Source organism: Stappia sp. (genome assembly GCF_965276915.1).
GTDB lineage: Bacteria > Pseudomonadota > Alphaproteobacteria > Rhizobiales > Stappiaceae > Stappia.
Map to the genome: position 1 here is coordinate 702,237 of NZ_OZ255709.1, position 21,543 is coordinate 723,779.

Below are 21,543 nucleotides of genomic sequence, written 5' to 3' on the forward strand. Positions count from 1 at the left end.
CCGCCACACCGGGGCGAATTGCCGCAGTCGGGCTGCAGCGGCCGGCCGGCCGGAACAAACCGGACCCGAATCGATCTCGCAGGCAAAACACGCTTTATTTCGGATCAGCCGGGAACGCCCAGCAGACGGCAGATCTCGTCGAGCTGCTCCAGCGAGGCATACTTGATCTTCAGCTCGCCCGCGCCCTTTTCCTGCTTGTGGGCGATGGCGATCTTCAGGCCGAGCGTGTCGGTCAGTCGCTTCTCGAGCGCCTTGGTATCGGCGTCCTTTGCCTGCTTCTCGGCCTTGCTCGGAAGCTTTCGCGTCAACGCTTCCGGGTCCTGGGCAAGACGTTCCGCCTCGCGAACGTTGAGGCCCTTCTCGACGATCAGTTCGGCAAGCGCGGCCGGATCCCCGGCCGTGATCAGGGCGCGGGCGTGGCCGGCGGTCAGCAGCCCTTCCGCGAGATAATCCTTCACCGAGTTCGGCAGCTTCAGGAGGCGCAGCGTGTTGGCGACATGGCTGCGGCTCTTGCCGATCACCTTGGCCAGTTCGCTCTGGCTGTAGGAGAATTCCTGGACGAGCTGGTCGTAGCCGAGCCCCTCCTCTATCGGATTGAGATCGGCACGCTGGACATTCTCGATGATCGCGAGTTCCAGCGCCTCCTGATCGGTGACATCGCGCACCACCACGGGAACCATGTGAAGGCCCGCACGCTGCGCGGCGCGCCAGCGGCGCTCGCCGGCGATGATCTCATAGGCATTGTCACGGTCGGCAACCGGCCGCACCAGCAGCGGCTGCACGATTCCCTTCTCGCGAACGGAATTGGTGAGATCGTCGAGATCGGCCTCGGTGAAGCTCTTGCGCGGGTTACGCGGGTTCGCCGTCAGGAACTCGATCGGCACTCGCCGCGTGTCGCGCGGCGGACGCGGATCCGCGGGCGGCTCGGTGCCGACCTCGCCGATCAGCGCCGCAAGGCCGCGTCCGAGCCGCTTCTTCTTTCCGCCGTCGTCTTCCGCCATGTCTCACTCTACCCGTTGTCGCGTCCCGCCGGATCGGACGGTCGCACCGCCTCTTGAACCGCGCGTTCAACCCGTACCCGCAAATCGTTGCGCAGCCGAATCCCCCGCCAGAGAGAAAACCTACGCGGCAACCCCGCGCAGCGAGCGTTCCCGCTGGATGATCTCCGAGGCCAGCCTGAGATAGGCCTGGCTGCCGGAACACTTCAGGTCGTAGAGCAGCGCCGGCTTTCCGTAGGACGGCGCTTCCGACACCCGCACGTTGCGCGGGATGATCGTATCGTAGACCGCATCGCCCATGGTTTCTCGCACATCCGCAACAACCTGTGCCGAGAGATTGTTTCGGCTGTCATACATGGTCAGAACGATGCCATGGATCGTCAGTTCGGGATTGAGCGCCGCCTTCACCTGCTCCACCGTGCTGAGCAACTGGCTGAGACCTTCAAGTGCGAAGAACTCGCATTGCAGCGGTACGAGAATCGAGTGGGACGCCGAAAGTGCGTTGATGGTCAAAAGGTTGAGAGATGGCGGGCAGTCGATGAGCACATAACTGAAGTCCGGCATTCCGGAATGCCGGCCCTCTTCCGCCAGTTCGGAGATCGCCTTGCGCAACCGGTGCGCCCGGTCCTGTCGTCCGGCGATCTCGAGCTCGACACCCAGCAGGTCCATCGTCGACGGCGCGACCCACAACCGCGGCACCGCGGTGTCCTGGATCGTTTCGGAAAGCGAACAATCGCCGGTCAGGACGTCATAGGTGGAAATGTCACGGTTCCGCCGATCGATGCCGAGGCCCGTCGAGGCGTTGCCCTGCGGGTCGAGATCGACGACCAGGACCCGCTCGCCAATGGCGGCCAGTGCCGTTCCAAGGTTGATGGCGGTCGTCGTCTTGCCGACGCCACCCTTCTGGTTTGCCAGCGCCAGGACGCGGGGAGTTTGAGGCAGCATGCTCATCCGGATCTAACCTTTCCCTGTCGCGCCGCGGGGCCGGATACGCCTGAGCGTCAGGAGCCGGCTGTCGGGATCGATGAGGCTTACTGTTTGTACCAGATCGAAGTCCCAAGCGTGAGACGCTTGCGTCACCTCGTCGCGGAAATTTTTTCCTTTGTGGAAAATCGCCGGCGCCCCGGCAGCGGAGAACGGTTCGACATAAGCGCAAAGCTGCGAAAGATCGGCAAGCGCCCGGGCCGAAACGGCTTGCACCTGGTCGCACAGACCAGCCGAGACATCCTCGATGCGCTCCGCATGCACCTCTGCCGGACAGCCTGTCTCGCGGATGACGGCACGCAGGAACGCGACCTTTCGCTGATTGCTCTCCACCAGATGGACACGGGCATCGGCCTCACCTCGCCCCGACAGGACGATCGCGGTGACGAGACCGGGAAAGCCGGCGCCGCTGCCCAGATCCGCCCAGACGCGGGCATCCGGCGCCAACCGCAGGATCTGCAGGCTGTCGGCAACATGCCGGCGCCAGACCTCGGCCAGGGTCGACGGGGCGACGAGGTTCTGTGCCTTCTGCCAGCGCAGCAGCAAATTCACATAGATGCTCAGGCGCTCGACTGTTTCACGTGAAACCGGGCAGATTTCGTGAAGCAGCTCCGGCCCGTCAACGGCCGCGGTTCCCGCGGGACGGCTCACGCAACCGCCTCGCGCGGCGATCCGCTGTCGCGGCGCGTCCCGCCATCGGCATCGCGGGCGGCACCCTTGCGGACGTGCGAGAGAAGCAGCGTCAGCGCCGCCGGTGTCACACCCTCGATGCGGGCCGCCTGGCCGAGCGTCTCCGGCCGGGCTTCCTTTAGCTTCTGCCGCGCTTCGTTGGACAGGCCCTTGACCTGCGCATAGTCGAGACCGGATGGCAGCGCCAGCGCCTCGTCCCGGCGAAGTGCCTCGATATCCGAAGCCTGCCGCTTCAGGTAGACGGCATAGAGCGCATCGATCGCCACCTGCCCCGCCACCTTCGGATCAAGCCGGCCGATCTCCGCCGGCCAGACGGCTTCCAGCCTGGCGAGGTCGATATCGGGATAGGAAAGAAGTTCGTAAGCGGAACGGCGGACCCCGTCCTGATTGATCGGAAGCCCGGCCCGGCGGCCCTCCTCCGGCGTCACCGAAAGCGCTCTCAGGACGGAAGTCGTCGTCTCGATATCCGCGCATTTGCGGGTAAACGCGGCCTGCCGCTCCGCCGACACGCAGCCAAGCGCGATGCCGCGCGGCGTCAACCGCTGATCGGCATTGTCGGCACGCAGGGACAGGCGGTATTCGGCACGCGAGGTGAACATCCGGTACGGCTCACTGATGCCGCAGGTCACGAGATCGTCGATCATCACTCCGAGATAGCCGGAGTCGCGGCCGAAGACGACCGGTTCTTTCCCCCCCACCCGCAGGGCCGCGTTCAGCCCGGCAACGAGCCCCTGTGCCGCCGCTTCCTCATACCCGGTGGTTCCGTTGATCTGGCCCGCGAGATACAGCCCGCGAACGCGACGCGTCTCCAGCGTCCTGTCGAGCTCGCGCGGATCGATATGGTCGTATTCGATGGCATATCCCGACCGCAGGACCTGAACATCCTCCAGTCCCGGGATGCTCCTGAGGAAGGCGAGCTGCACGTCTTCCGGCAGGGATGTGGAGATGCCGTTGGGATAGACCGTCGGATCGTCCAGCCCTTCCGGCTCCAGGAACACCTGATGGCTGTCGCGATCGCCAAAGCGGACGACCTTGTCCTCGATGGACGGGCAGTAGCGCGGTCCCCGGCCGACGATCCCGCCGGAATACATGGCCGAGCGATGCAGGTTCTCCCGAATGATCGCATGCGTCCGGGCCGTCGTGCGGGTGATATGGCAGGACACCTGCGGCGTGGTGATCGCGCGGGTCAGGGTCGAAAATGGTTCCGGATCCGAATCGCCGACCTGCTCCTCCAACCTTGCCCAGTGAATGGTCCGGCCGTCCAGACGTGCCGGCGTACCCGTCTTCAGGCGGCCAAGGGCAAAACCATGGCCCAGAAGCGAGGTGGACAGCTGCTCCGCCGGAGCTTCATCGGCACGGCCGGCGGGTATCTTCCGGTCGCCGATATGAATGACGCCGCGCAGGAAGGTGCCGGTGGTCAGCACGACCGCCCCGCAGACAATCTCACGGCCGTCAGCCAAGGCGACGCCGGCGATACGTTCGCCCGCGACGAGAATTCGGGCTGCCTCGCCCTCGACCACCGTCAGGTTCGCGGTCTCGCGGATCGCCTCCTGCATCGCCTCCCTGTAGAGGCGCCGGTCAGCCTGGGCACGCGGTCCGCGAACGGCCGGCCCCTTGCGTCGGTTCAGGAGGCGAAACTGGATGCCCGCACGGTCCGCGACGCGGCCCATCAACCCGTCGAGCGCATCGACCTCGCGGACGAGATGTCCCTTGCCCAGCCCCCCGATGGCAGGGTTGCAGGACATGATGCCGATTGTCTCGAAGCGATGCGTGACCAGCGCTGTCCGGGCACCCAGGCGCGCGGATGCGGCCGCAGCCTCGCACCCGGCATGACCACCACCGATCACCACCACATCGAACCCGGCGCCGAACCCGCTCACGCCCGAGATCCCGTCAGACATTGCCATCGTCACTTCTCTTGCCATCCGGCCCGCATCTTCAAACGGTCAAAGTACCCGCCAGGGCCGCACCGGAAACCCGAACCGGTGGTCATCCCTCGCCAGCCCCTGCCCCCGCCCCCGCAGGAGGCTTGGCCCGCCTCGACCAAAAGGGATTGGGCGGGCAACTCGGCTCTTGTGGATAAATCCAGACCCGGTGATAGCGAAATGGTGCCGCCCGGTCAAAGCGCTTCGTACGTGACGAGGCGTCGTTCGCGTCGACGGCCCCGCCCCCTCCCGCAACCGCCGCGGCAAACTCGTCCGCGCGGGGATCCTCATGCAGGGGCAATGCCAGGGTGACGAGGCATGGCCCGGCGATTGTTACGGATGAGTCTTCATTTCGGTTTTGAATCGACCTCGGGATTCCGGTGTTTCACGTGAAACGCTCGTTTACTTTCCGATACAAAATTCGCCGAAAATGACGTCCAGGAGATCTTCGACCCCGATACGTCCGGCGATGTGGCCCAGTTCATCCGCTGCACGTCGCAGCTCCTCGGCCCTCAGTTCAAGCGGCAGGGACGATGCTGCAAGCGATGCCTCCACCGCTTCCAGGGCGCGGGCCAGATGCCAGCGATGGCGTTCACGCGTGGCAACCGGGTCGTCGAAGCCTCCGACCAGCGCCCGCGCGAACTCGGTCAGCTGCGCGAGCAGGGTGTCCATGCCATCGCCGGTTTTGGCCGAGACGCCGAAGACAGGCATCTCCGTCCGCGACACCGGCAGGCTTGCGCGCTTCGCCCCCGCCAGATCCGACTTTGTCAGCACCCTCCAGATGGGCGCGGATGGTTGCGGAAGCGAATCGAAGAGCCCGCCGTCAGGGTCTTCCGGATCAGAAAGCCAGAGGACGAGGTCGGCGGAGCCTGCCCGCTCCAACGCCCTCCGGATACCTTCGCGCTCGACGATGCCGGATGTCTCGCGCAGTCCCGCCGTATCGACAAGGGTCAGAGGCAAGCCTTGCAGGTCCAGGTGCACCTCGATCACGTCGCGCGTGGTTCCTGCCTCCTCCGTGACGATCGCCACATCGCGACGGGCGATGGCATTCAGCAGGCTCGACTTGCCGGCATTGGGCCGACCCAGAAGGACCACCTGCAGGCCGGCGCGGAGGCGCTCCGCCGCATGAGAGCGCTCAAGATGCGCCCTGATGTCGAGACGCAGTCGCGCCGCATCCTCCCAGACGACGGAGGAGTTGTCGTCGGGGACATCCTCCTCATCCGCGAAATCCAGCTCCGCCTCGATCATCGCGCGGATATGCAGCAGCCGGCTGCGCCAGCCATCGTAGAGCGCTGTCAGCGCGCCGCCGACCTGCGAGACGGCAAGACGACGTTGCGCCTCCGTCTCTGCCGCGACCAGGTCCGCCAGGCCTTCCACCTCGAGAAGGTCGAGCCGCTGGTTGTCGAAGGCCCGCCGCGTAAACTCACCGGCAAGGGCCGGCCGGCACCCCGCCATGCCGGCCAGAACGGCAAGGACGGCGCCAACGACAGCACGGCCGCCATGACAGTGGAACTCCGCCACGTCTTCGCCGGTGAAGCTGGCCGGCCCCGGAAACCAGAGCACCAGCGCACGATCGAGAAGGTTTCCGTCTTCGGGCCTGCGCAGATTGCGAAGCACAGCCTGCCTCGGTGCAGGGAGACCTCCGGTGATCGTTTCGAGCACGAATCGGCTGGCCGGCCCGGACAGGCGAACAACCGCCACCCCCGCCGGAGGAGCACCACTGGAAACCGCAAAGATCGTATCCACGCACACCTCGTTCCGCATTGGGGACCGGGCCGCACGCCCTTGGCGCAGCCCCGCACCTGCCTTACCTTCGAAGACAGGCACCCGCGCACCGCAGCATTGACCAGCAGTCCCATTCCCTGGCCACAGGCGCGACCGCCACCGACCCCTCATACCCGGACGGGCCCATGACCGACAACCGCCTTGGCGACGCCACCAGTCCCTACCTCCTCCAGCACAAGGACAACCCTGTCGCCTGGCGCGTCTGGGGAAGCGAAGCCCTCGCCGAGGCGCGGGAAACAGGCAAGCCGATCCTTCTGTCCGTCGGCTATGCAGCCTGCCACTGGTGCCACGTCATGGCGCATGAGAGCTTTGAGGACGACGAGGTCGCCGAGGTCATGAACCGGCTCTTCGTCAACATCAAGGTCGATCGCGAGGAGCGGCCGGATATCGACCAGATCTACATGAGCGCACTTCATGCTCTCGGCGAACAGGGCGGCTGGCCACTGACCATGTTCCTGACCAGCGATGCGGAGCCCTTCTGGGGCGGAACCTACTTTCCCAAGACCGCCCGCTGGGGACGGCCCGGTTTCGTCGACGTACTGGAAGCCATCTCCGCCACTTATCATTCGGACCGCGGACGAATCGATACCAACCGGAAGAACCTGATGCATCACCTTGCCCAGGGGCCTCGTAGCGGCGAAATCCTTCATCCGGGCCTGGCAGTCCTGGCGGGCGAGCGACTGGCCGGCCTGCTGGATTCCGAGAATGGTGGCATTCGCGGTGCGCCGAAATTCCCGCAGGCCCCGGTGATGGACCTTGTCTGGCGGGCCGCACTGCGATCCGGCCAGGCCGACATGCTCGCCCGCTGCATCCACACGCTGGAGCGGATGAGCAATGGCGGGATCTACGATCACGTCGGCGGCGGCCTTGCCCGCTACTCCGTCGACGAACGCTGGCTGGTCCCGCATTTCGAAAAAATGCTCTACGACAACGCCCAGTACATCGCCCATCTTTCCCGGGCAATCTCCCTCAATCATCTCGATGTTGCCCTTGGCGGTATGTTTCGGAGGCGACTCGACGATACGGTGGACTGGATGATCAGGGAGATGCTGAACGGCGAGGCGTTCGCCGCCAGCCTCGATGCCGACAGCGAAGGAGTCGAAGGGAAGTTCTATGTCTGGACGCCTGACGAGGTGGCCGCTGTTCTGGGGCACGACGACGGCGCCGCGTTCATCAACGCCTACGACATCACATCGAACGGAAACTTCGAGGGCGCCAGCATCCCCAATCGCCTTGCCGACGGGCGCGATCCGGCCGACGAGGAGAAACTTGCCCCCTTGCGCGCAAGGCTTCTTGCCGCGCGCGAGACACGCGTGCGGCCGGGCCGGGATGACAAGATCCTGGCCGACTGGAACGGCCATGCCATTGCCGCTCTTGCCCAGGCTGCCCATCTCAGCAAGCTGCAGGGTGTTTCACGTGAATCCTGGCGAGGTCAGGCAGTGGCCGCATACACCTTCGTCATGCAGACGATGCACGACGGCCGCGGCGCGCTCGCCCATGCCTGGCGGGACGGACGTCTGACGAGACCCGGCTTCGCCAGCGATCATGCCTGCATGATGCGAGCGGCCCTCAGCCTGGCGGAAACGGCTTCCGAAGCGTCGGAAAGCCTCGCCTACCTGCGCGATGCAGAACACCTCGCGGATGCCCTTGAGCGGGATTTCCTCCATGAGGGAGGTGGCTACTATCTCAGTTCCGTTGCCGCCGATGACCTGATCCTTCGCCCCTACTCGCCACTGGACGAAGCCGTGCCGAACGCTAATGCCATCGCGGCAGAAGCCCTTGCACGGCTCTGGCACCTGACGGGCGATGACCGCTATCGCGTTCGGTGCGACGCGATCCTGAGTGCCTTCGCCGGCGAGATTCCCGTCAATGCCTTCGGTACCGCCGGTCTTCTTTCGGCAATCGACACCCGCGAGAACGCGGTTCTTGCTGTTCTCGTCAGCCCCGATGGCACAGCAGCGGCAGAGTTCGACAAGGCGTTGTCGGGTCGGGGCGACCCTGCCCTGTTGCGTCTCCTGGGCGCGCCCGGGCAGGAGACGGCCGCAAGCCATCCCTTGCACGGCAAGGCCGTGAAAGACGGCAAGCCGACGCTCTATCTCTGCCGGGAAGGCACATGCTCCAGCCCGATCACCGATCCTGCGGACATTGATCCTGCGCTCGACGCACTGCGCCCCTCAGGCCGGGTCTAGCGTTGTTTCCAAGGGGGGGGTCAAAACGCATCTGTCATCCTGGCCGATCGCATCATGGAGCGACACAGGCACTATATCCGAGAGCCCGGCATATCTCTCCAGGCACACCGCGAAAGCCGGTAGAGCACATGCGGGCGAAGCCGATGGCCGTCCTCCAGCAGCGGATGCTCGAAGTCCGCAGCGATGTCGCGGTTCATCCCGATTCGCCGCATCACCGCCTGAGACGGCTGGTTCTGCGAGGCCGTGAAGGACACGATTTCCTGCAGGTCGAGGGTTTCGTAACCGAATCGAAGCCATGCCCTTGCGGCCTCGCTCGCGAACCCCTGCCCCCAGGCCGCGCGTGCCAGCCGCCAGCCGACTTCAACGCATGGTGCGAAGGGCAAAGGCGCGGCAGGCCTGCTCAATCCGACAAAGCCGAGAAACCGTCCGCTCGCCTTCTCCTCCACCGGCTGAAAGCAGAAGCCGTCTTCCTCGGTCTTCCGGATCGCCCGCGCGATCAGGGCCTTGCTCTCTTCGCGGGTCAACGGCGCGGGGAAATAGCGCATCACCTCCGCGTCGGCACAAAGCGCTGCGAACGGCGCAAGATCGCTCACCCGCCATGGCCGCAGCAGCAGCCGCTCCGTCTCCAGCTCTATGTCCATCTCAACCCCTCTCCTGCTGCGCTGGTCGTTGCAGATCCGAATCGACCTGATTCACGTGAAACAGGTCGGACAGGTCGAACGCAAAACACCCACACCATCTTCTGGCGCGGGTGTTTCACGTGAATCTATGAAGTCCGGAACATGTTCCGGCAGACTGCCGGAACCCACTCCCGGGGCTATCAGGTGTTCATGCTGTCGAAGAACTCGTCGTTGGATTTGGTCTGCCGCAGCTTGTCGAGCAGGAACTCGATGGCATCGACCGTACCCATCGGATTGAGGATCCGGCGCAGAACGAACATCTTCTTGAGCTGCACCGGCTCGACCAGCAGCTCTTCCTTGCGGGTGCCGGACCGCTGGATATCGATCGCCGGGAACACACGCTTGTCGGAAATCTTGCGGTCGAGAATGATCTCGGAGTTGCCGGTACCCTTGAACTCCTCGAAAATGACCTCGTCCATGCGGCTGCCGGTATCGATCAGGGCCGTCGCGATGATGGTCAGCGAACCGCCTTCCTCGATGTTTCGGGCCGCGCCGAAGAAGCGCTTGGGCCGCTGCAGGGCGTTGGCGTCGACACCACCGGTCAGGACCTTGCCGGACGACGGCACGACCGTGTTGTAGGCACGACCCAGGCGCGTGATCGAATCCAGCAGGATGACGACATCACGCCCGTGCTCGACAAGGCGCTTGGCCTTCTCGATGACCATCTCCGCGACCTGTACGTGGCGCACCGCCGGTTCGTCGAAGGTCGAGGAAACGACCTCGCCGTTCACCGTACGCTGCATGTCGGTCACCTCTTCCGGGCGCTCGTCGATCAGCAGAACGATAAGATAGCACTCGGGGTGATTGGTGGTGATCGCCTTGGCGATGTTCTGCAGGAACACCGTCTTGCCGGTGCGCGGCGGCGCCGTGATCAGTCCGCGCTGGCCTTTGCCCAACGGCGCAACCAGGTCGATGACCCGCGACGACAGATCCTTGACCGTCGGGTTCTCGACTTCCATTTTCAGTCGCTCATCAGGATAGAGCGGTGTCAGGTTGTCGAAATGAACCTTGTGGCGCGCCTTATCGGGATCCTCGAAATTGATCTTGTTGACTTTGAGGAGCGCGAAATACCGCTCACCTTCCTTGGGACTGCGGATCTCGCCTTCGACTGTGTCGCCGGTGCGCAGGGAGAAGCGGCGGATCTGGGAGGGTGAGATGTAGATGTCGTCCGGCCCCGGAAGATAGTTGGCGTCGGGCGAACGCAGGAAGCCGAAACCGTCCTGCAGCGTTTCGACGACACCCTCGCCGATGATGTCGACATCCTGCGCGGCAAGCTGTTTGAGTATGGCGAACATCAGCTCCTGCTTGCGCATGGTGCTGGCATTCTCGACCTCATGTTCCTCGGCGAAAGCGAGCAGTTCGGTCGGCGACTTGATCTTGAGATCTGAGAGTTTCATTTCCCGCATGGGCAAGGGGTAATCTTCTGCTAGAGGGTGGATGTAGACGATCCCGCAGTTTGCTTGAGGCAACCGGATCAAAGGAAAGAAAAGGGATTTTCTGCGGATCGGCAGCCGGATCTTGCAATCCGGCCTGGTGCCTTGGGTATCCGTCGCGGTCGCGCCTGCCGGGCTTCCTGACCGATACGGGTGATGACACCATGCCCGCAGGATGTGAGGTTGAGCGAATTTACATTTTTAAGTTCGCAAGAGCAAGCGTCATTCTTCATGCCGTTGCAACAATACCCGCATCCGGGCTTGTACATATTCAAGGCCCGGACGCAGGGTCAGTCATGAATGACGTGCCTAGAACGGCTTCAAGACCACCAGAATGACAATAATCACCATGAATGCGGTCGGTATTTCGTTGACGATCCGGTAGTGCCGAGAAGTCCGCGTGTTGGCATCCGCGGCAAAAACACGCACGCATTTCGCCAGGTAGCCATGCAGCCCGCTCATTGCAAGAACCACCGCCAGTTTTGCATGAAGCCAACCACTGCTGAAGAAGCCGCCCTCATGGGCCACCCAGAGGCCGAACACCCATGTCGCAATCATCGCCGGTGTTATGATCGCCTTGAGCAGGCGCCGTTCCATCACCTTGAACGTTTCGCTCTGCGGCGTGCCGGCCTCCGTCTCCGCGTGATAGACGAAAAGACGTGGCAGGTAGAACATCCCGGCCATCCAGGCGATGACCGAGATGATATGAAACGCCTTCAGCCAAAGATAGAGCATCGCGTCCTCAGCCTCTCGGGTCTTTCGCCTGTCGCACCCGCTCGATCATGCGCGCGACATTGTCCGGATCCGCCTCCGGCGTGACGCCATGTCCAAGATTGAAGACCAGGGGCCCGTCGCCCAGCGTCTCAAGGACCTGGTCGACGCCATCCAGGAGAGCCTGACCGCCGGCTACAAGCCGCATCGGATCGAGATTACCCTGAACGGGCACCCGTGCCTGTACCCGGCGCGCCAGCGCAGCGGGAACCGTCCAGTCGAGACCGACCGCATCCACTCCCGTTCCGGCGATGAAGTCCTCCAGACGGGCGGCCGAGGCCTTTGGAAAGCCGATGATCCGCGCTCCGGGAACCGCGGCCCGTACCCCTTCCACAATCGCCCTGGTCGGAGCGATCGACCAGCGCGCGAACCCGGCATCGTCGAGCACGCCGGCCCAGGTGTCGAAGATCTGGACGGCGTCCGCACCAGCCTGAAGCTGCCGCACGAGATAGTCGATCGATGCGGGAACGAGCTGGTCGATGAACGACTGCATCAGCTCGGGATCGCGATAGGCGCCGATACGGGCGGCCGTCTGATCCTGCGTGGTATGCCCCGCCACCGAATAGCACGCTACCGTCCACGGAGCTCCGCAGAAGCCCAGCAGCGTCGTTTCCTCCGGAAGCTCCGCCCGCAAGCGGGATACGGTAGCGATAACGGGGTCGAGATGGGAAACCGCACGCTCATGGTCGAGCCGCGCCACGAGTTCGCGGGACAGGGGGTCGAGCACCGGGCCACGGCCTTCCTCGAAGCGAACCGGGTATCCGAGAGCGTCGGGAACCACGAAAATGTCGGAGAACAGGATCGCCGCATCGAAGCCATAGCGGCGGATGGGCTGAAGGGTCACTTCCGTTGCAAGATCCGTATCGTAACAGAACTCCAGGAAATTAACCTTTTTTGAACGGGTGGCGCGGTACTCCGGGAGATAGCGGCCGGCCTGTCTCATCATCCAGACAGGGGGCGGCCACAGCCGTTCTCCTGCCAGAACGCGCATGACCCGTCTCGAAGCCGTTTGAGTCACAAAGACCCCCTTTAAAAAGAAAAGAATCCTGAAATGAGGATTCTGTTATTTTTGTTTGTCGTTGGACAACCGGGATTATCGGTTGTCGACACTGCTCCACATGACCTGTTCCCTTCCACCGTGTCGAGGGGGTATCGGGTACAAGAGATTTCCCGGCTACGGTGATAACCCGATTTTTGAAGCTGCCACAGTCGGTTACAGTTTTGTTAACCATCTGTTAACCTTTAAGGCAGAGTGGGACGATCTGGGGATGGTCACCGAACAACCACATTGTCCCCGCAATGCCGGATGCTTCCAGATCCGTTTCGCACGATGGCCAGCAATGTTGATTGTTTTCGCGCTTCGGGCATGGTGTCGGAGCGATCAGGGCAAAAGGCCCCGGTTTGCCCTTGATATCAACATGGCGAGCGCGCGGCGGGGATAACAGCTTGGGAAAAACCCGTAACTTCTTTCACCTGCATATGGTTTCGGACTCCACGGGCGAAACCCTGATGACCGTGGCGCGTGCCGCCACCGCCCAGTACGAGGACGTTCAGGCGATCGAGCACGTCTATCCTTTGGTGCGCTCGACCCGCCAGCTCGACCACGTCATCGACGAGATCGAGCACGCGCCGGGCATCGTCCTCTACACGCTTGTGGACGCCGAACTGGCCAGTCGCCTGGAACAGGCGGGCCGCGCCGCCGGTGTCCCTTGCGTCAATATCCTCTCGCCGGTCTTTTCCGTCTTCCAGTCCTACCTGAATGTGCGGCTGACCGGCCGCGTTGGCGGCCAGCATGCACTCGATGCGGACTATTTCCGACGCATCGACGCGCTGAATTTCACCATGCTGCATGACGACGGGCAGATCCCGGACGACCTCGACGAGGCAGATGTCGTGCTGCTTGGCGTCAGCCGGACCTCGAAGACGCCGACCTGCATCTATCTCGCCAACCGGGGCATCAAGGCGGCCAACATCCCGATCGTGCCGGATATCCCGCTGCCCCGGCAGCTTCAGGAATCGCGAAAGGCACTGATCGTCGCGGTCATCGCGTCTGTGGAGCGCATCCAGCAGGTTCGCCAGAACCGCATCCTGTCGCTGAGTGCGGCAAATTTTGCCAACGAGACCTATGTCGATCGCCGTGTGATTGCGCGTGAAATCTCCGTTACGCGCAAGATCTGCGCGGAAAACGGCTGGCCACTGATTGACGTCACTCGTCGTTCCATCGAGGAAACGGCCGCCGAGATCATGACGCTCTACCGTACCCACAAGAGCGAGCTGGCCGTCAGCGGCGCCTGACGAGGGGCGGACTTCACCTGTCGCCACTGGCCATTGGCACGAACCCCTGCTATCGCGATCTCATCCTTCAACAGACCTGCCGGACATTCCATGACCGATCTTGTTCTCGCCAGCGGAAGCCGCATCCGGGCCGAGCTCCTGCAAAACGCGGGACTGACGTTTCGCATCGACCCCGCCCGCGTCGATGAACGGGCCATCGAGGCACCGCTTCTGGAAAGCGGCGTCTCGCCGGAAGACATCGCCAAGGTGCTGGCCGAGGCGAAGGCGCAGGAAACCAGTTCGCGCAACCCGGGTGTGCTCGTCGTCGGTGCCGACCAGGTGCTGGAGTTCGGCGGTGCCCGCCTGACAAAGCCCGATGACATGGAAGCGGCGCGTCGGCAGTTGCTTGCGATGTCCGGCAAGAGCCATGCGCTGCATTCGGCCGCGGCGATCGCCCGCGATGGCGAGACGATCTGGCGGGCCGTTCGCACCGTACGGATGAAGATGCGCGCTTTCGGTCCGGAATTTGTCGGCCGCTACCTTGCCGCGGTCGGAGACGATGCCCTTGCAAGCGTCGGGGCCTATCAACTCGAGGGCCGCGGCGTGCAGCTGTTCGATGCCATTGACGGCGACTATTTCACCGTTCTGGGGCTGCCGCTCCTGCCGCTTCTGGACGAACTTCGCCGCCAGGGAGTTCTGGAAACATGACGCGCCGTGCCGCGATTACAGGTTTTCCGGTCGCTCATTCCCGCTCGCCACTGGTTCACGGCCATTGGCTTGCCGAATACGGCATTGACGGAAGCTACGAGAAAATCGCGGTTCCCCCCGATACGGCCGCGGCCTTCTATCGCGATTTTCGAGGGAGCGGTCTTGTCGGCTGCAACGTGACGGTTCCCAACAAGGAAGCGGCGGCGGCGGCCTGTGACGAACTGGACGAGGCCGCGCGCGCCATGGGCGCGGCCAATACGCTTTGGCTTGACGAGGCTGGCCGGCTGATCGGCGCGAACACGGACGGCCTCGGCTTCCTGGGAAACCTCGACCAGTCGCTGCCAGGCTGGGACAATGGTGTTTCGCATGCCGTGGTCCTGGGTGCCGGAGGCGCGGCGCGCGCCGTTGTCTGGGCGCTGCTCTCCCGTGGTGTGAAAACCGTGGCAATCGTCAACCGGACCTATCAAAAGGCCGCAGGCCTGCAAGCCCGTTTCGGTGCCGACTCGGTTGCCCATCATTGGGAGGATCTTGAGGAACTCATGGGGAAAACCGGCATGCTGGTCAACACCACGTCCCTTGGCATGAGCGGTCAGCCGCCGCTCGAGATCGATCTGCGGAACCTGCCGGAAAGCGCCATTGTCACCGATCTGGTCTATGTGCCGCTGGAAACGCCGCTTCTTGCCCGTGCCCGCGCCCGTGGCAATCCGGTGGCCGACGGCCTCGGCATGCTGATGCATCAGGCCGTGCCAGCCTTCGAGCGCTGGTTCGGGGTGCGGCCCGGGGTCACCGAGGAGTTGCGGGCTCTTGTCCTTGCCGATCTGGGAAAGGCACCGTGATTCTCCTTGGCCTCACCGGTTCGATCGGCATGGGTAAGTCGACCACCGCGAAGATGTTCGCAAACGCAGGCGCGGCCGTATATGACGCGGACGCCGCCGTTCACGCCCTGTACCGGGGCGAGGCCGCACCGCTGATCGAAGCGGCTTTTCCGGGAAGTACGGACGATGGCGTTGTCGACCGCAGGAAACTCGGCGCGCAGGTGATCGGCCGGCCGGAGGCCATGCGCCGCCTGGAGGAGATCGTCCATCCGCTGGTTCGAAAGAGCGAGGCCGCCTTCCTCAAGTCAGCTCGCCAGAGCGCTGCCCGGATCGCCGTGCTCGACATTCCCCTTCTCTTCGAGACGGGCGGCGAAGAGCGGGTCAGGGCAACGGTCGTCGTGACTGCGGATCCCGCGATCCAGCGCCAGCGCGTGCTCGCCCGCCCGGGCATGGACGCGGAACGCCTCGATGCCCTGCTCGCAAAGCAGATGCCGGATGCGGAAAAGCGCCGGCGGGCCCATTTCCTGATCGACACCGGGCATGGACTGGAGCCTGCCCGGCGCATGGTGGGATCGGTGCTGCGCGCGGTTTCCGCTCTCGCCTGAGATGCTTCCGCCGATGCCGCACCATGTGAACAACAGCATGCCTTTGCTGGGGAAAAGAAGTGCATTTCCTCTGCATATCCACCGAGCGTCTTGTGGCTATATGTGTCCTTCCCGGACACTTGGCCGCCCGCGACCGTTTCGGTTGCCAAACGGGATGAAGCCCTGATGCTGCGCGAGATTGCCTTCGACACCGAAACCACGGGGCTCGACCCCAGGAACGGCGACCGGCTTGTGGAGATCGGCGGGGTCGAGCTCATCAATCACGTGCCCACGGGCCGCACCTATCACGTCTATCTCAACCCGGAACGGGACGTGCCGATCGAGGCCTATAACGTGCACGGGCTTTCGGCGGAGTTCCTTGCCGACAAGCCCAAGTTCGCCGAGGTCGCACAGGAGTTCCTGGACTTTGTCGGGGATGCGGTGCTGGTCATCCACAACGCCTCGTTCGACATGGGGTTCATCAACATGGAGCTGGGGCGGATCGGCCGGGAGCCGGTTTCCCCGGCCCAGGTGCTCGATACGCTGGCGATCGCCAGGCGCAAGCATCCCGGCTCGCCGGCCTCGCTGGATGCCTTGTGCAACCGATACGGCATCGACAATTCGCGCCGCACCAAGCACGGCGCGCTGCTCGATTCCGAGATCCTCGCCGAGGTTTATATCGAGCTGATCGGGGGCAAGCAGGCAGGGCTTGCGCTGTCGGTGGAGCCCGAGGAGGGGCAATCCCGACAGGCGGACGACCGCGAGACCATGCGACGCGAGCCGGCCCGGCCGCGGCCCGCTCCCCTGCCGTCAAGGCTGACGGAGACGGAACGCGTCGCCCATGACGAATTCGTCGCCGGGATGGGCGAGGACGCGGTGTGGGCGCGTTTTGCCTCGCCAGAAGGAAAATGACAGCGCGAGGGACGCGCCGCCCGTCACAGCATTGACGGCAGAACCCGGTCCGGCGGACGGTGCCCATCCATGAAGGTCTTGATGTTGATGATGACCTTCTCGCCCATGTCGATGCGGCCCTCGACCGTTGCCGAACCCATATGCGGCAGCAGCACGACCTTGTCGGAGGCGACGAGCTTGGGATTGACCGCCGGCTCGTGCTCGAACACATCGAGACCGGCGCCGGCCAGATGTCCGGCATCGAGTTGCCGGATCAGCGCCGCCTCGTCGATCACCTCGCCGCGCGCGGTGTTGACGATATAGGCGTTCGGCTTCATCAGCTTGAGCCGGCGTGCCGAAAGAAGATGATAGGTCGCAGGTGTGTGCGGGCAGTGAACCGAGACCACGTCCATGCGGGCGAGCATCTGGTCGAGACTGTCCCAATAGGTCGCCTCAAGCGCTTCCTCCAGCGTTTCCGCCACCCGTCTCCGGTTGTGATAGTGGATCGACATGCCGAAAGCCTTGGCCCGGCGCGCCACCGCCTGGCCGATCCGGCCCATGCCGATGATGCCGAGACGCTTGCCCCAGATCCGGTGGCCGAGCATCCAGGTGGGCGACCAGCCGCCCCACTCGCCATGCTCCAGCACCTTGATGCCCTCGGCCATGCGTCGCGGCACGCCGAGGATCAGCGCCATCGTCATGTCCGCCGTGTCCTCGGTCAGGACGCCTGGCGTGTTGGTGACGGTGATGCCGCGATTGTTGGCCGTTATGACGTCGATATTGTCGACGCCATTGCCGAAATTGGCGATCAGCTTGAGATTGGGGCCAGCCTGGGAGAGCACCGCGGAATCGATCCGGTCGGTCACGGTCGGGACGACAACATCCGCCGTCCTCACAGCTTCCACCAGCTCCGCCTGGCTTAATGGCCGGTCGGCTTCGTTGAGACGGGTTTCGAACAGCTCGCGCATCCGGGTTTCGACAACATCCGGCAGCTTGCGTGTCACGACGACCAGCGGCTTTTTCCTGGGCATGCTCCTCGCCTTTTCGCGCTCTGTTGAGGGCTCATTAACCCTGCTTGTCCCAAACTGCATCGTCTCCGAAAAGCCGGTTCGACGCTCCCGTTCTCCTTACCAGATGGTCGGTTCAAAACAAGGGATCGGAGCCGATTGATTTCCCGCAATCCGGTGCCGGCCCGCGAATTGCCTTGAAAAAGAGCGATTCGCAGGGTTTCGCTGGCAGCGTTTCCGGACGGGCGGCAAGAGCGGCGCCGCTGCGGCGCGCCCGCGGGCCGTCTGCCGTCGCCGAAGTGGCTTCGGTGTGCAGTGCCGGCAGCGATGCACGCAGGCGACGAGATCCTTGAGAAGGGGAAATGACTGGAATGACCATGCGCACGGCACCGCGAAACACAGGCCCTGGCGGCAGGCTTGTCCGCAGCCTGTGCCTGATTGCCGTTGTGCTTGGCGGTGCATGGTTTGCAACCGGCTCCCCTGTCATTGCCCAGAGCGTCACGATGGGGCCGAGCGGTTTCCCCGTCCCCCGTTTCGTCAGCCTCAAGTCGGATCGCGTCAACGTGCGCGTCGGACCGACCCTCGAGCACCGGATCGGCTGGACCTATCTGCGATCGGGACTTCCCGTTGAAATTGTTCAGGAATTCGAGAACTGGCGACGCATTCGCGACTGGCAGGGCGAGGAGGGCTGGGTCTTCCATTCGCTCTTGAGCGGGCGCCGCACGGCGCTCGTCACGCCCTGGGAGAAAGCCGGCACGACGCCGCTGCGCGCCGATCCGCGCTCCGATGCAAGGCTGGCCGCGGAACTCGCACCCAATGTGCTCGTCAATGTCGGATCCTGCCGCGAGGGCTGGTGCCGGGTGAGCGGCAGCGGGTTTTCCGGCTGGATCGACCAGACGCGGTTGTTCGGCGTCTATCCCGACGAAACGGTCGAATGAAAAAGCCGGCCCAGGTGGCCGGCCTTTTCCCAGGGACTGGCGCTTCACAGAACCGTCTTGTCAGACTTCTTCGTGAACCTGCCGGGTCTGCGCTTCCTGTGCCTTGAGTGCATCGAGGCGCGGCATCGACACCGTGCTGTAGCCGCTGTCGACGAAATGCACCTCGCCGGTGACGCCGGAAGACAGGCCGGAAAGAAGATAAAGGGCGGAGCCGCCCACCTCGTCGATCGTCACGGTGCGTCCGAGCGGCGAATGCTGCTTCTGGTAATTGAACATCACCCGTGCGTCGGAGATGCCTGAGCCGGCGAGCGTGCGCACCGGGCCGGCCGAGATGGCATTGACGCGGATGTTCTGCGAGCCGAAATCCATCGCCAGGTAGCGCACGGAGGATTCAAGCGCCGCCTTGGCCACGCCCATGACGTTGTAGTTCGGCATGACCCGGTTGGAGCCGCCATAGGTCAGCGTCACCATGGCGCCGCCATCCGTCATCAGGTCCGCGGCCCGCTTGGCGATCTCCGTGAAGGAGAAGCACGAGATCAGCATGGTGCGGGTGAAGTTCTCGCGTGTCGTGTCGGCATAGCGGCCGCGCAGCTCCGACTTGTCGGAAAAGGCGATGGCATGCACGAGAAAATCGATCGAACCCCACTCGGATTTCAGCGTCTCGAAAACCGCGTCCACGCTTGCCACATCCTCGACGTCGCACGGGATCAGCAGCTTTGCCCCAACACTGTCGGCCAGCGGCTTGACCCGGCGGCCGAAGGCGTCGCCCTGGTAGGTGAACGCCATGTCCGCGCCCTGGTCCGCCAGTGCCTTGGCGATGCCCCAGGCAATCGAATGGTTGTTCGCGACACCCATGACAAGGCCGCGCTTGCCTTTCATCAATCCCGACATTCTGGCCCCCTCAGCCGTGATAGCGCGACAGCGCGAGGGAGGCGTTGGTGCCCCCGAAACCGAAACTGTTGGATAGCACCGTGTCGAGACCGGCATTGTCGATCCGCTGCATTGCGATCTCGTCCGGGTTGAGCGCCGGATCGAGTTCGGTGATGTTCGCGGATGCGGTGATGAAATCGTTTTGCAGCATCAAGAGGCAGTAGATCGCCTCGTGCACGCCGGTTGCCCCGAGGCTGTGGCCGGTGAGCGACTTGGTCGAGGACGCGACGGGCTGGTCGTCGCCGAAAACCCTGCGGATCGCCTGGATCTCGCCGACATCGCCGACCGGCGTCGAGGTGCCGTGGGTGTTGACATAGTTGACCTTGCGGTCGCCCAGCGTCTCGATCGCAAGGCGCATGCAGCGTTCGCCGCCCTCTCCCGACGGCGCGACCATGTCGTAGCCATCGGAATTGGCCGCATAGCCGGTCACTTCGGCGTAGATCTTGGCGCCGCGCGCCTTTGCGTGCTCGAGCTCCTCGAGCACCACCACGCCGCCGCCTCCGGCGATCACGAAACCGTCGCGGGACACGTCATAGGCGCGCGAGGCCGTGGTCGGCGTGTCGTTGTATTTGGACGACATCGCGCCCATCGCGTCGAACAGGCAGGAAAGCGTCCAGTCGAGCTCCTCGCCGCCGCCGGCGAAGACCACGTCCTGCTTGCCCCACTGGATCTGCTCGGTGCCGGCGCCGATGCAGTGGGCAGACGTCGAGCAGGCCGAGGTGATGGAGTAGTTGATGCCCTTGATCTTGAAGGGCGTCGCCAGGCAGGCCGAGTTCGTAGAGCTCATGCCGCGGGTGACCATGAACGGGCCCATCCGCTTCGGGGATCCCTTCTCGATCACCGTCTTGTGCGCCAGGAAGATGTTCTTGGTCGAGGGCCCGCCAGAGCCCATGACGATGCCCGTGCGCGGGTTTGAGACGTCGCCGTCCTCAAGCCCGCTGTCGGCGATCGCCTGCTGCATGGCGAGGTAGTTGTAGGCCGCGCCGTCGCCCATGAAGCGAAGCTGGCGCTTGTCGATCTCGGCAGCCAGGTCGATATCCGGCATGCCGTGCACCTGACTGCGGAAACCGTGTTCCACGTAGTCGGGGGCCGCGGAAATGCCGGACTTCCCCTCGCGCAGGCTCTCAAGGACTTCCTGCGCCGAATTTCCGATCGACGAAATGATGCCCAGTCCGGTGATTACCACCCGCCTCATCGCGGTCTCCCGTATAGGTTCGCTCGACGCTGAAGGCGTCGTTCCGGTCTCAAGATCTCTCGCGTCCCGGGGGCCGCGTTGCCCTGCAATCCGCAGGACCGTGTCCCAACCACATAGGCGCCAACCTTCCGGCGATCAATCGTGACGATCACGCGCCGGCCCGTTCAGCACTGTTGCACCCGCGGTCAGGCCTGGAACAAGCCGACCTTCAGGTCCTTCGCCTGATAGATCTTTTCGCCATCCGCCTTCAACCATCCGTCGGCAACGCCGAGGACGAGGCGTCCGCGCCGCAGTTTGCGGATGTCGACACCGTACTCGACCAGCTTCACGTCGGGCGTGACCATCTTCGAGAACTTGATTTCGCCGGTGGAAATGGCGCGGCCACGTCCCGGCTCGCCGAGCCAGCCGAGGAAAAAGCCGGTCATCTGCCACAGGGCGTCGAGGCCGAGGCAGCCGGGCATTACCGGATCGCCCTGGAAATGACAGGCAAAAAACCAGAGGTCCGAACGAATGTCGAACTCGGCGCGGACACAGCCCAGGCCATGCTCGCCACCATCATCCGAGATCTCGGTGATCCGGTCGAACATGAGCATGGGAGGAAGCGGCAATTGCGCGTTTCCGGGGCCAAACAGCTCGCCGCGTCCGCAGGTGAGCAATTCTTCGTAGGAGTAGCTGGATTGCCGCACGTTCTTCCCATTCCCGCAGGTTTTTCAAGATGCCCCGTCTACCGGCCATGGCTTCATGCG

General features: G+C 63.8%; 20 protein-coding genes. 7 read left to right on the forward strand and 13 right to left on the reverse strand.

Annotated features, from left to right (window positions below; all coding sequences use genetic code 11):
• Positions 1-104: 104 nt before the first annotated feature.
• The 5 genes from ACQY46_RS03260 to mnmE form a co-directional block, all read right to left on the reverse strand.
• Positions 105-1,001 carry a ParB/RepB/Spo0J family partition protein gene (locus ACQY46_RS03260; protein WP_428698880.1) on the reverse strand — a complete coding sequence of 299 codons (897 nt, stop codon included), beginning with the start codon at positions 999-1,001 and terminating at the stop codon, positions 105-107.
• A 120-nt stretch (positions 1,002-1,121) separates the two neighbouring features.
• Positions 1,122-1,949 (reverse strand): ParA family protein, encoded by an 828-nt coding sequence (locus ACQY46_RS03265; protein ID WP_428698881.1) that lies wholly within the window; start codon positions 1,947-1,949, stop codon positions 1,122-1,124.
• Positions 1,950-1,955: 6 nt separating this feature from the next.
• On the reverse strand, positions 1,956-2,633 hold the full coding sequence (rsmG, locus tag ACQY46_RS03270) for a 16S rRNA (guanine(527)-N(7))-methyltransferase RsmG (protein WP_428698882.1): 678 nt from the start codon (positions 2,631-2,633) through the stop codon (positions 1,956-1,958).
• Positions 2,630-4,579 carry a tRNA uridine-5-carboxymethylaminomethyl(34) synthesis enzyme MnmG gene (gene mnmG / locus ACQY46_RS03275; RefSeq protein ID WP_428698883.1) on the reverse strand — a complete coding sequence of 650 codons (1,950 nt, stop codon included), beginning with the start codon at positions 4,577-4,579 and terminating at the stop codon, positions 2,630-2,632. The genes rsmG and mnmG overlap by 4 nt, the downstream gene beginning before the upstream one ends.
• A gap of 420 nt (positions 4,580-4,999) precedes the next feature.
• Positions 5,000-6,361, reverse strand: a complete 1,362-nt coding sequence (mnmE, locus tag ACQY46_RS03280) for a tRNA uridine-5-carboxymethylaminomethyl(34) synthesis GTPase MnmE (protein WP_428698884.1) — start codon at positions 6,359-6,361, stop codon at positions 5,000-5,002.
• Between the two features lie 146 nt (positions 6,362-6,507).
• Between mnmE and ACQY46_RS03285 the strand changes: the two genes are divergently transcribed.
• The gene (locus ACQY46_RS03285; protein ID WP_428698885.1) at positions 6,508-8,571 is read left to right on the forward strand and encodes a thioredoxin domain-containing protein; all 2,064 of its coding nucleotides are present in this window, start codon (positions 6,508-6,510) and stop codon (positions 8,569-8,571) included.
• 71 nt (positions 8,572-8,642) lie between these two features.
• On the opposite strand, the gene ACQY46_RS03290 is transcribed toward ACQY46_RS03285, so the two are convergent.
• From ACQY46_RS03290 to hemE, 4 genes are all read right to left on the reverse strand, one after another.
• Positions 8,643-9,212, reverse strand: coding sequence for a GNAT family N-acetyltransferase (locus tag ACQY46_RS03290; RefSeq protein WP_428698886.1), 570 nt, complete (start codon positions 9,210-9,212; stop codon positions 8,643-8,645).
• A 179-nt stretch (positions 9,213-9,391) separates the two neighbouring features.
• Positions 9,392-10,657 (reverse strand): transcription termination factor Rho, encoded by a 1,266-nt coding sequence (gene rho, locus ACQY46_RS03295; RefSeq protein ID WP_428698887.1) that lies wholly within the window; start codon positions 10,655-10,657, stop codon positions 9,392-9,394.
• Between the two features lie 336 nt (positions 10,658-10,993).
• Positions 10,994-11,419 (reverse strand): protoporphyrinogen oxidase HemJ, encoded by a 426-nt coding sequence (hemJ, locus tag ACQY46_RS03300; protein WP_428698888.1) that lies wholly within the window; start codon positions 11,417-11,419, stop codon positions 10,994-10,996.
• Between the two features lie 7 nt (positions 11,420-11,426).
• A complete protein-coding gene (hemE, locus tag ACQY46_RS03305; protein WP_428698889.1) occupies positions 11,427-12,446 on the reverse strand; it encodes a uroporphyrinogen decarboxylase in 1,020 nt (339 codons plus the stop codon).
• Between the two features lie 488 nt (positions 12,447-12,934).
• Between hemE and ACQY46_RS03310 the strand changes: the two genes are divergently transcribed.
• From ACQY46_RS03310 to dnaQ, 5 genes are all read left to right on the forward strand, one after another.
• A complete protein-coding gene (locus tag ACQY46_RS03310) occupies positions 12,935-13,750 on the forward strand; it encodes a pyruvate, water dikinase regulatory protein (RefSeq protein ID WP_428700397.1) in 816 nt (271 codons plus the stop codon).
• A gap of 90 nt (positions 13,751-13,840) precedes the next feature.
• Positions 13,841-14,437 carry a Maf-like protein gene (locus ACQY46_RS03315; protein ID WP_428698890.1) on the forward strand — a complete coding sequence of 199 codons (597 nt, stop codon included), beginning with the start codon at positions 13,841-13,843 and terminating at the stop codon, positions 14,435-14,437.
• Complete coding sequence (locus ACQY46_RS03320; protein WP_428698891.1) at positions 14,434-15,273, forward strand: shikimate dehydrogenase; 840 nt, start codon at positions 14,434-14,436, stop codon at positions 15,271-15,273. Before ACQY46_RS03315 ends, ACQY46_RS03320 begins: the two co-directional genes overlap by 4 nt.
• Positions 15,270-15,857, forward strand: a complete 588-nt coding sequence (coaE, locus tag ACQY46_RS03325) for a dephospho-CoA kinase (protein WP_428698892.1) — start codon at positions 15,270-15,272, stop codon at positions 15,855-15,857. The genes ACQY46_RS03320 and coaE overlap by 4 nt, the downstream gene beginning before the upstream one ends.
• A 168-nt stretch (positions 15,858-16,025) precedes the next feature.
• Positions 16,026-16,748 carry a DNA polymerase III subunit epsilon gene (gene dnaQ, locus ACQY46_RS03330; protein ID WP_428700398.1) on the forward strand — a complete coding sequence of 241 codons (723 nt, stop codon included), beginning with the start codon at positions 16,026-16,028 and terminating at the stop codon, positions 16,746-16,748.
• A 23-nt stretch (positions 16,749-16,771) separates the two neighbouring features.
• On the opposite strand, the gene ACQY46_RS03335 is transcribed toward dnaQ, so the two are convergent.
• A complete protein-coding gene (locus tag ACQY46_RS03335; RefSeq protein ID WP_428698893.1) occupies positions 16,772-17,758 on the reverse strand; it encodes a 2-hydroxyacid dehydrogenase in 987 nt (328 codons plus the stop codon).
• A 347-nt stretch (positions 17,759-18,105) separates the two neighbouring features.
• Between ACQY46_RS03335 and ACQY46_RS03340 the strand changes: the two genes are divergently transcribed.
• Complete coding sequence (locus ACQY46_RS03340; protein WP_428698894.1) at positions 18,106-18,672, forward strand: SH3 domain-containing protein; 567 nt, start codon at positions 18,106-18,108, stop codon at positions 18,670-18,672.
• A 60-nt stretch (positions 18,673-18,732) separates the two neighbouring features.
• Here the strand turns inward: ACQY46_RS03340 and fabI are convergent, their stop codons facing one another.
• The 3 genes from fabI to fabA all read right to left on the reverse strand — a co-directional run bounded on the left by fabI (position 18,733) and on the right by fabA (position 21,483).
• Positions 18,733-19,563 (reverse strand): enoyl-ACP reductase FabI, encoded by an 831-nt coding sequence (gene fabI / locus ACQY46_RS03345; protein WP_428698895.1) that lies wholly within the window; start codon positions 19,561-19,563, stop codon positions 18,733-18,735.
• Between the two features lie 10 nt (positions 19,564-19,573).
• A complete protein-coding gene (fabB, locus tag ACQY46_RS03350) occupies positions 19,574-20,797 on the reverse strand; it encodes a beta-ketoacyl-ACP synthase I (RefSeq protein WP_428698896.1) in 1,224 nt (407 codons plus the stop codon).
• Positions 20,798-20,982: 185 nt separating this feature from the next.
• Positions 20,983-21,483: a 3-hydroxyacyl-[acyl-carrier-protein] dehydratase FabA gene (fabA, locus tag ACQY46_RS03355; RefSeq protein ID WP_428698897.1), complete on the reverse strand. Its 501-nt coding sequence runs from the start codon at positions 21,481-21,483 to the stop codon at positions 20,983-20,985.
• Positions 21,484-21,543 lie beyond the last annotated feature (60 nt).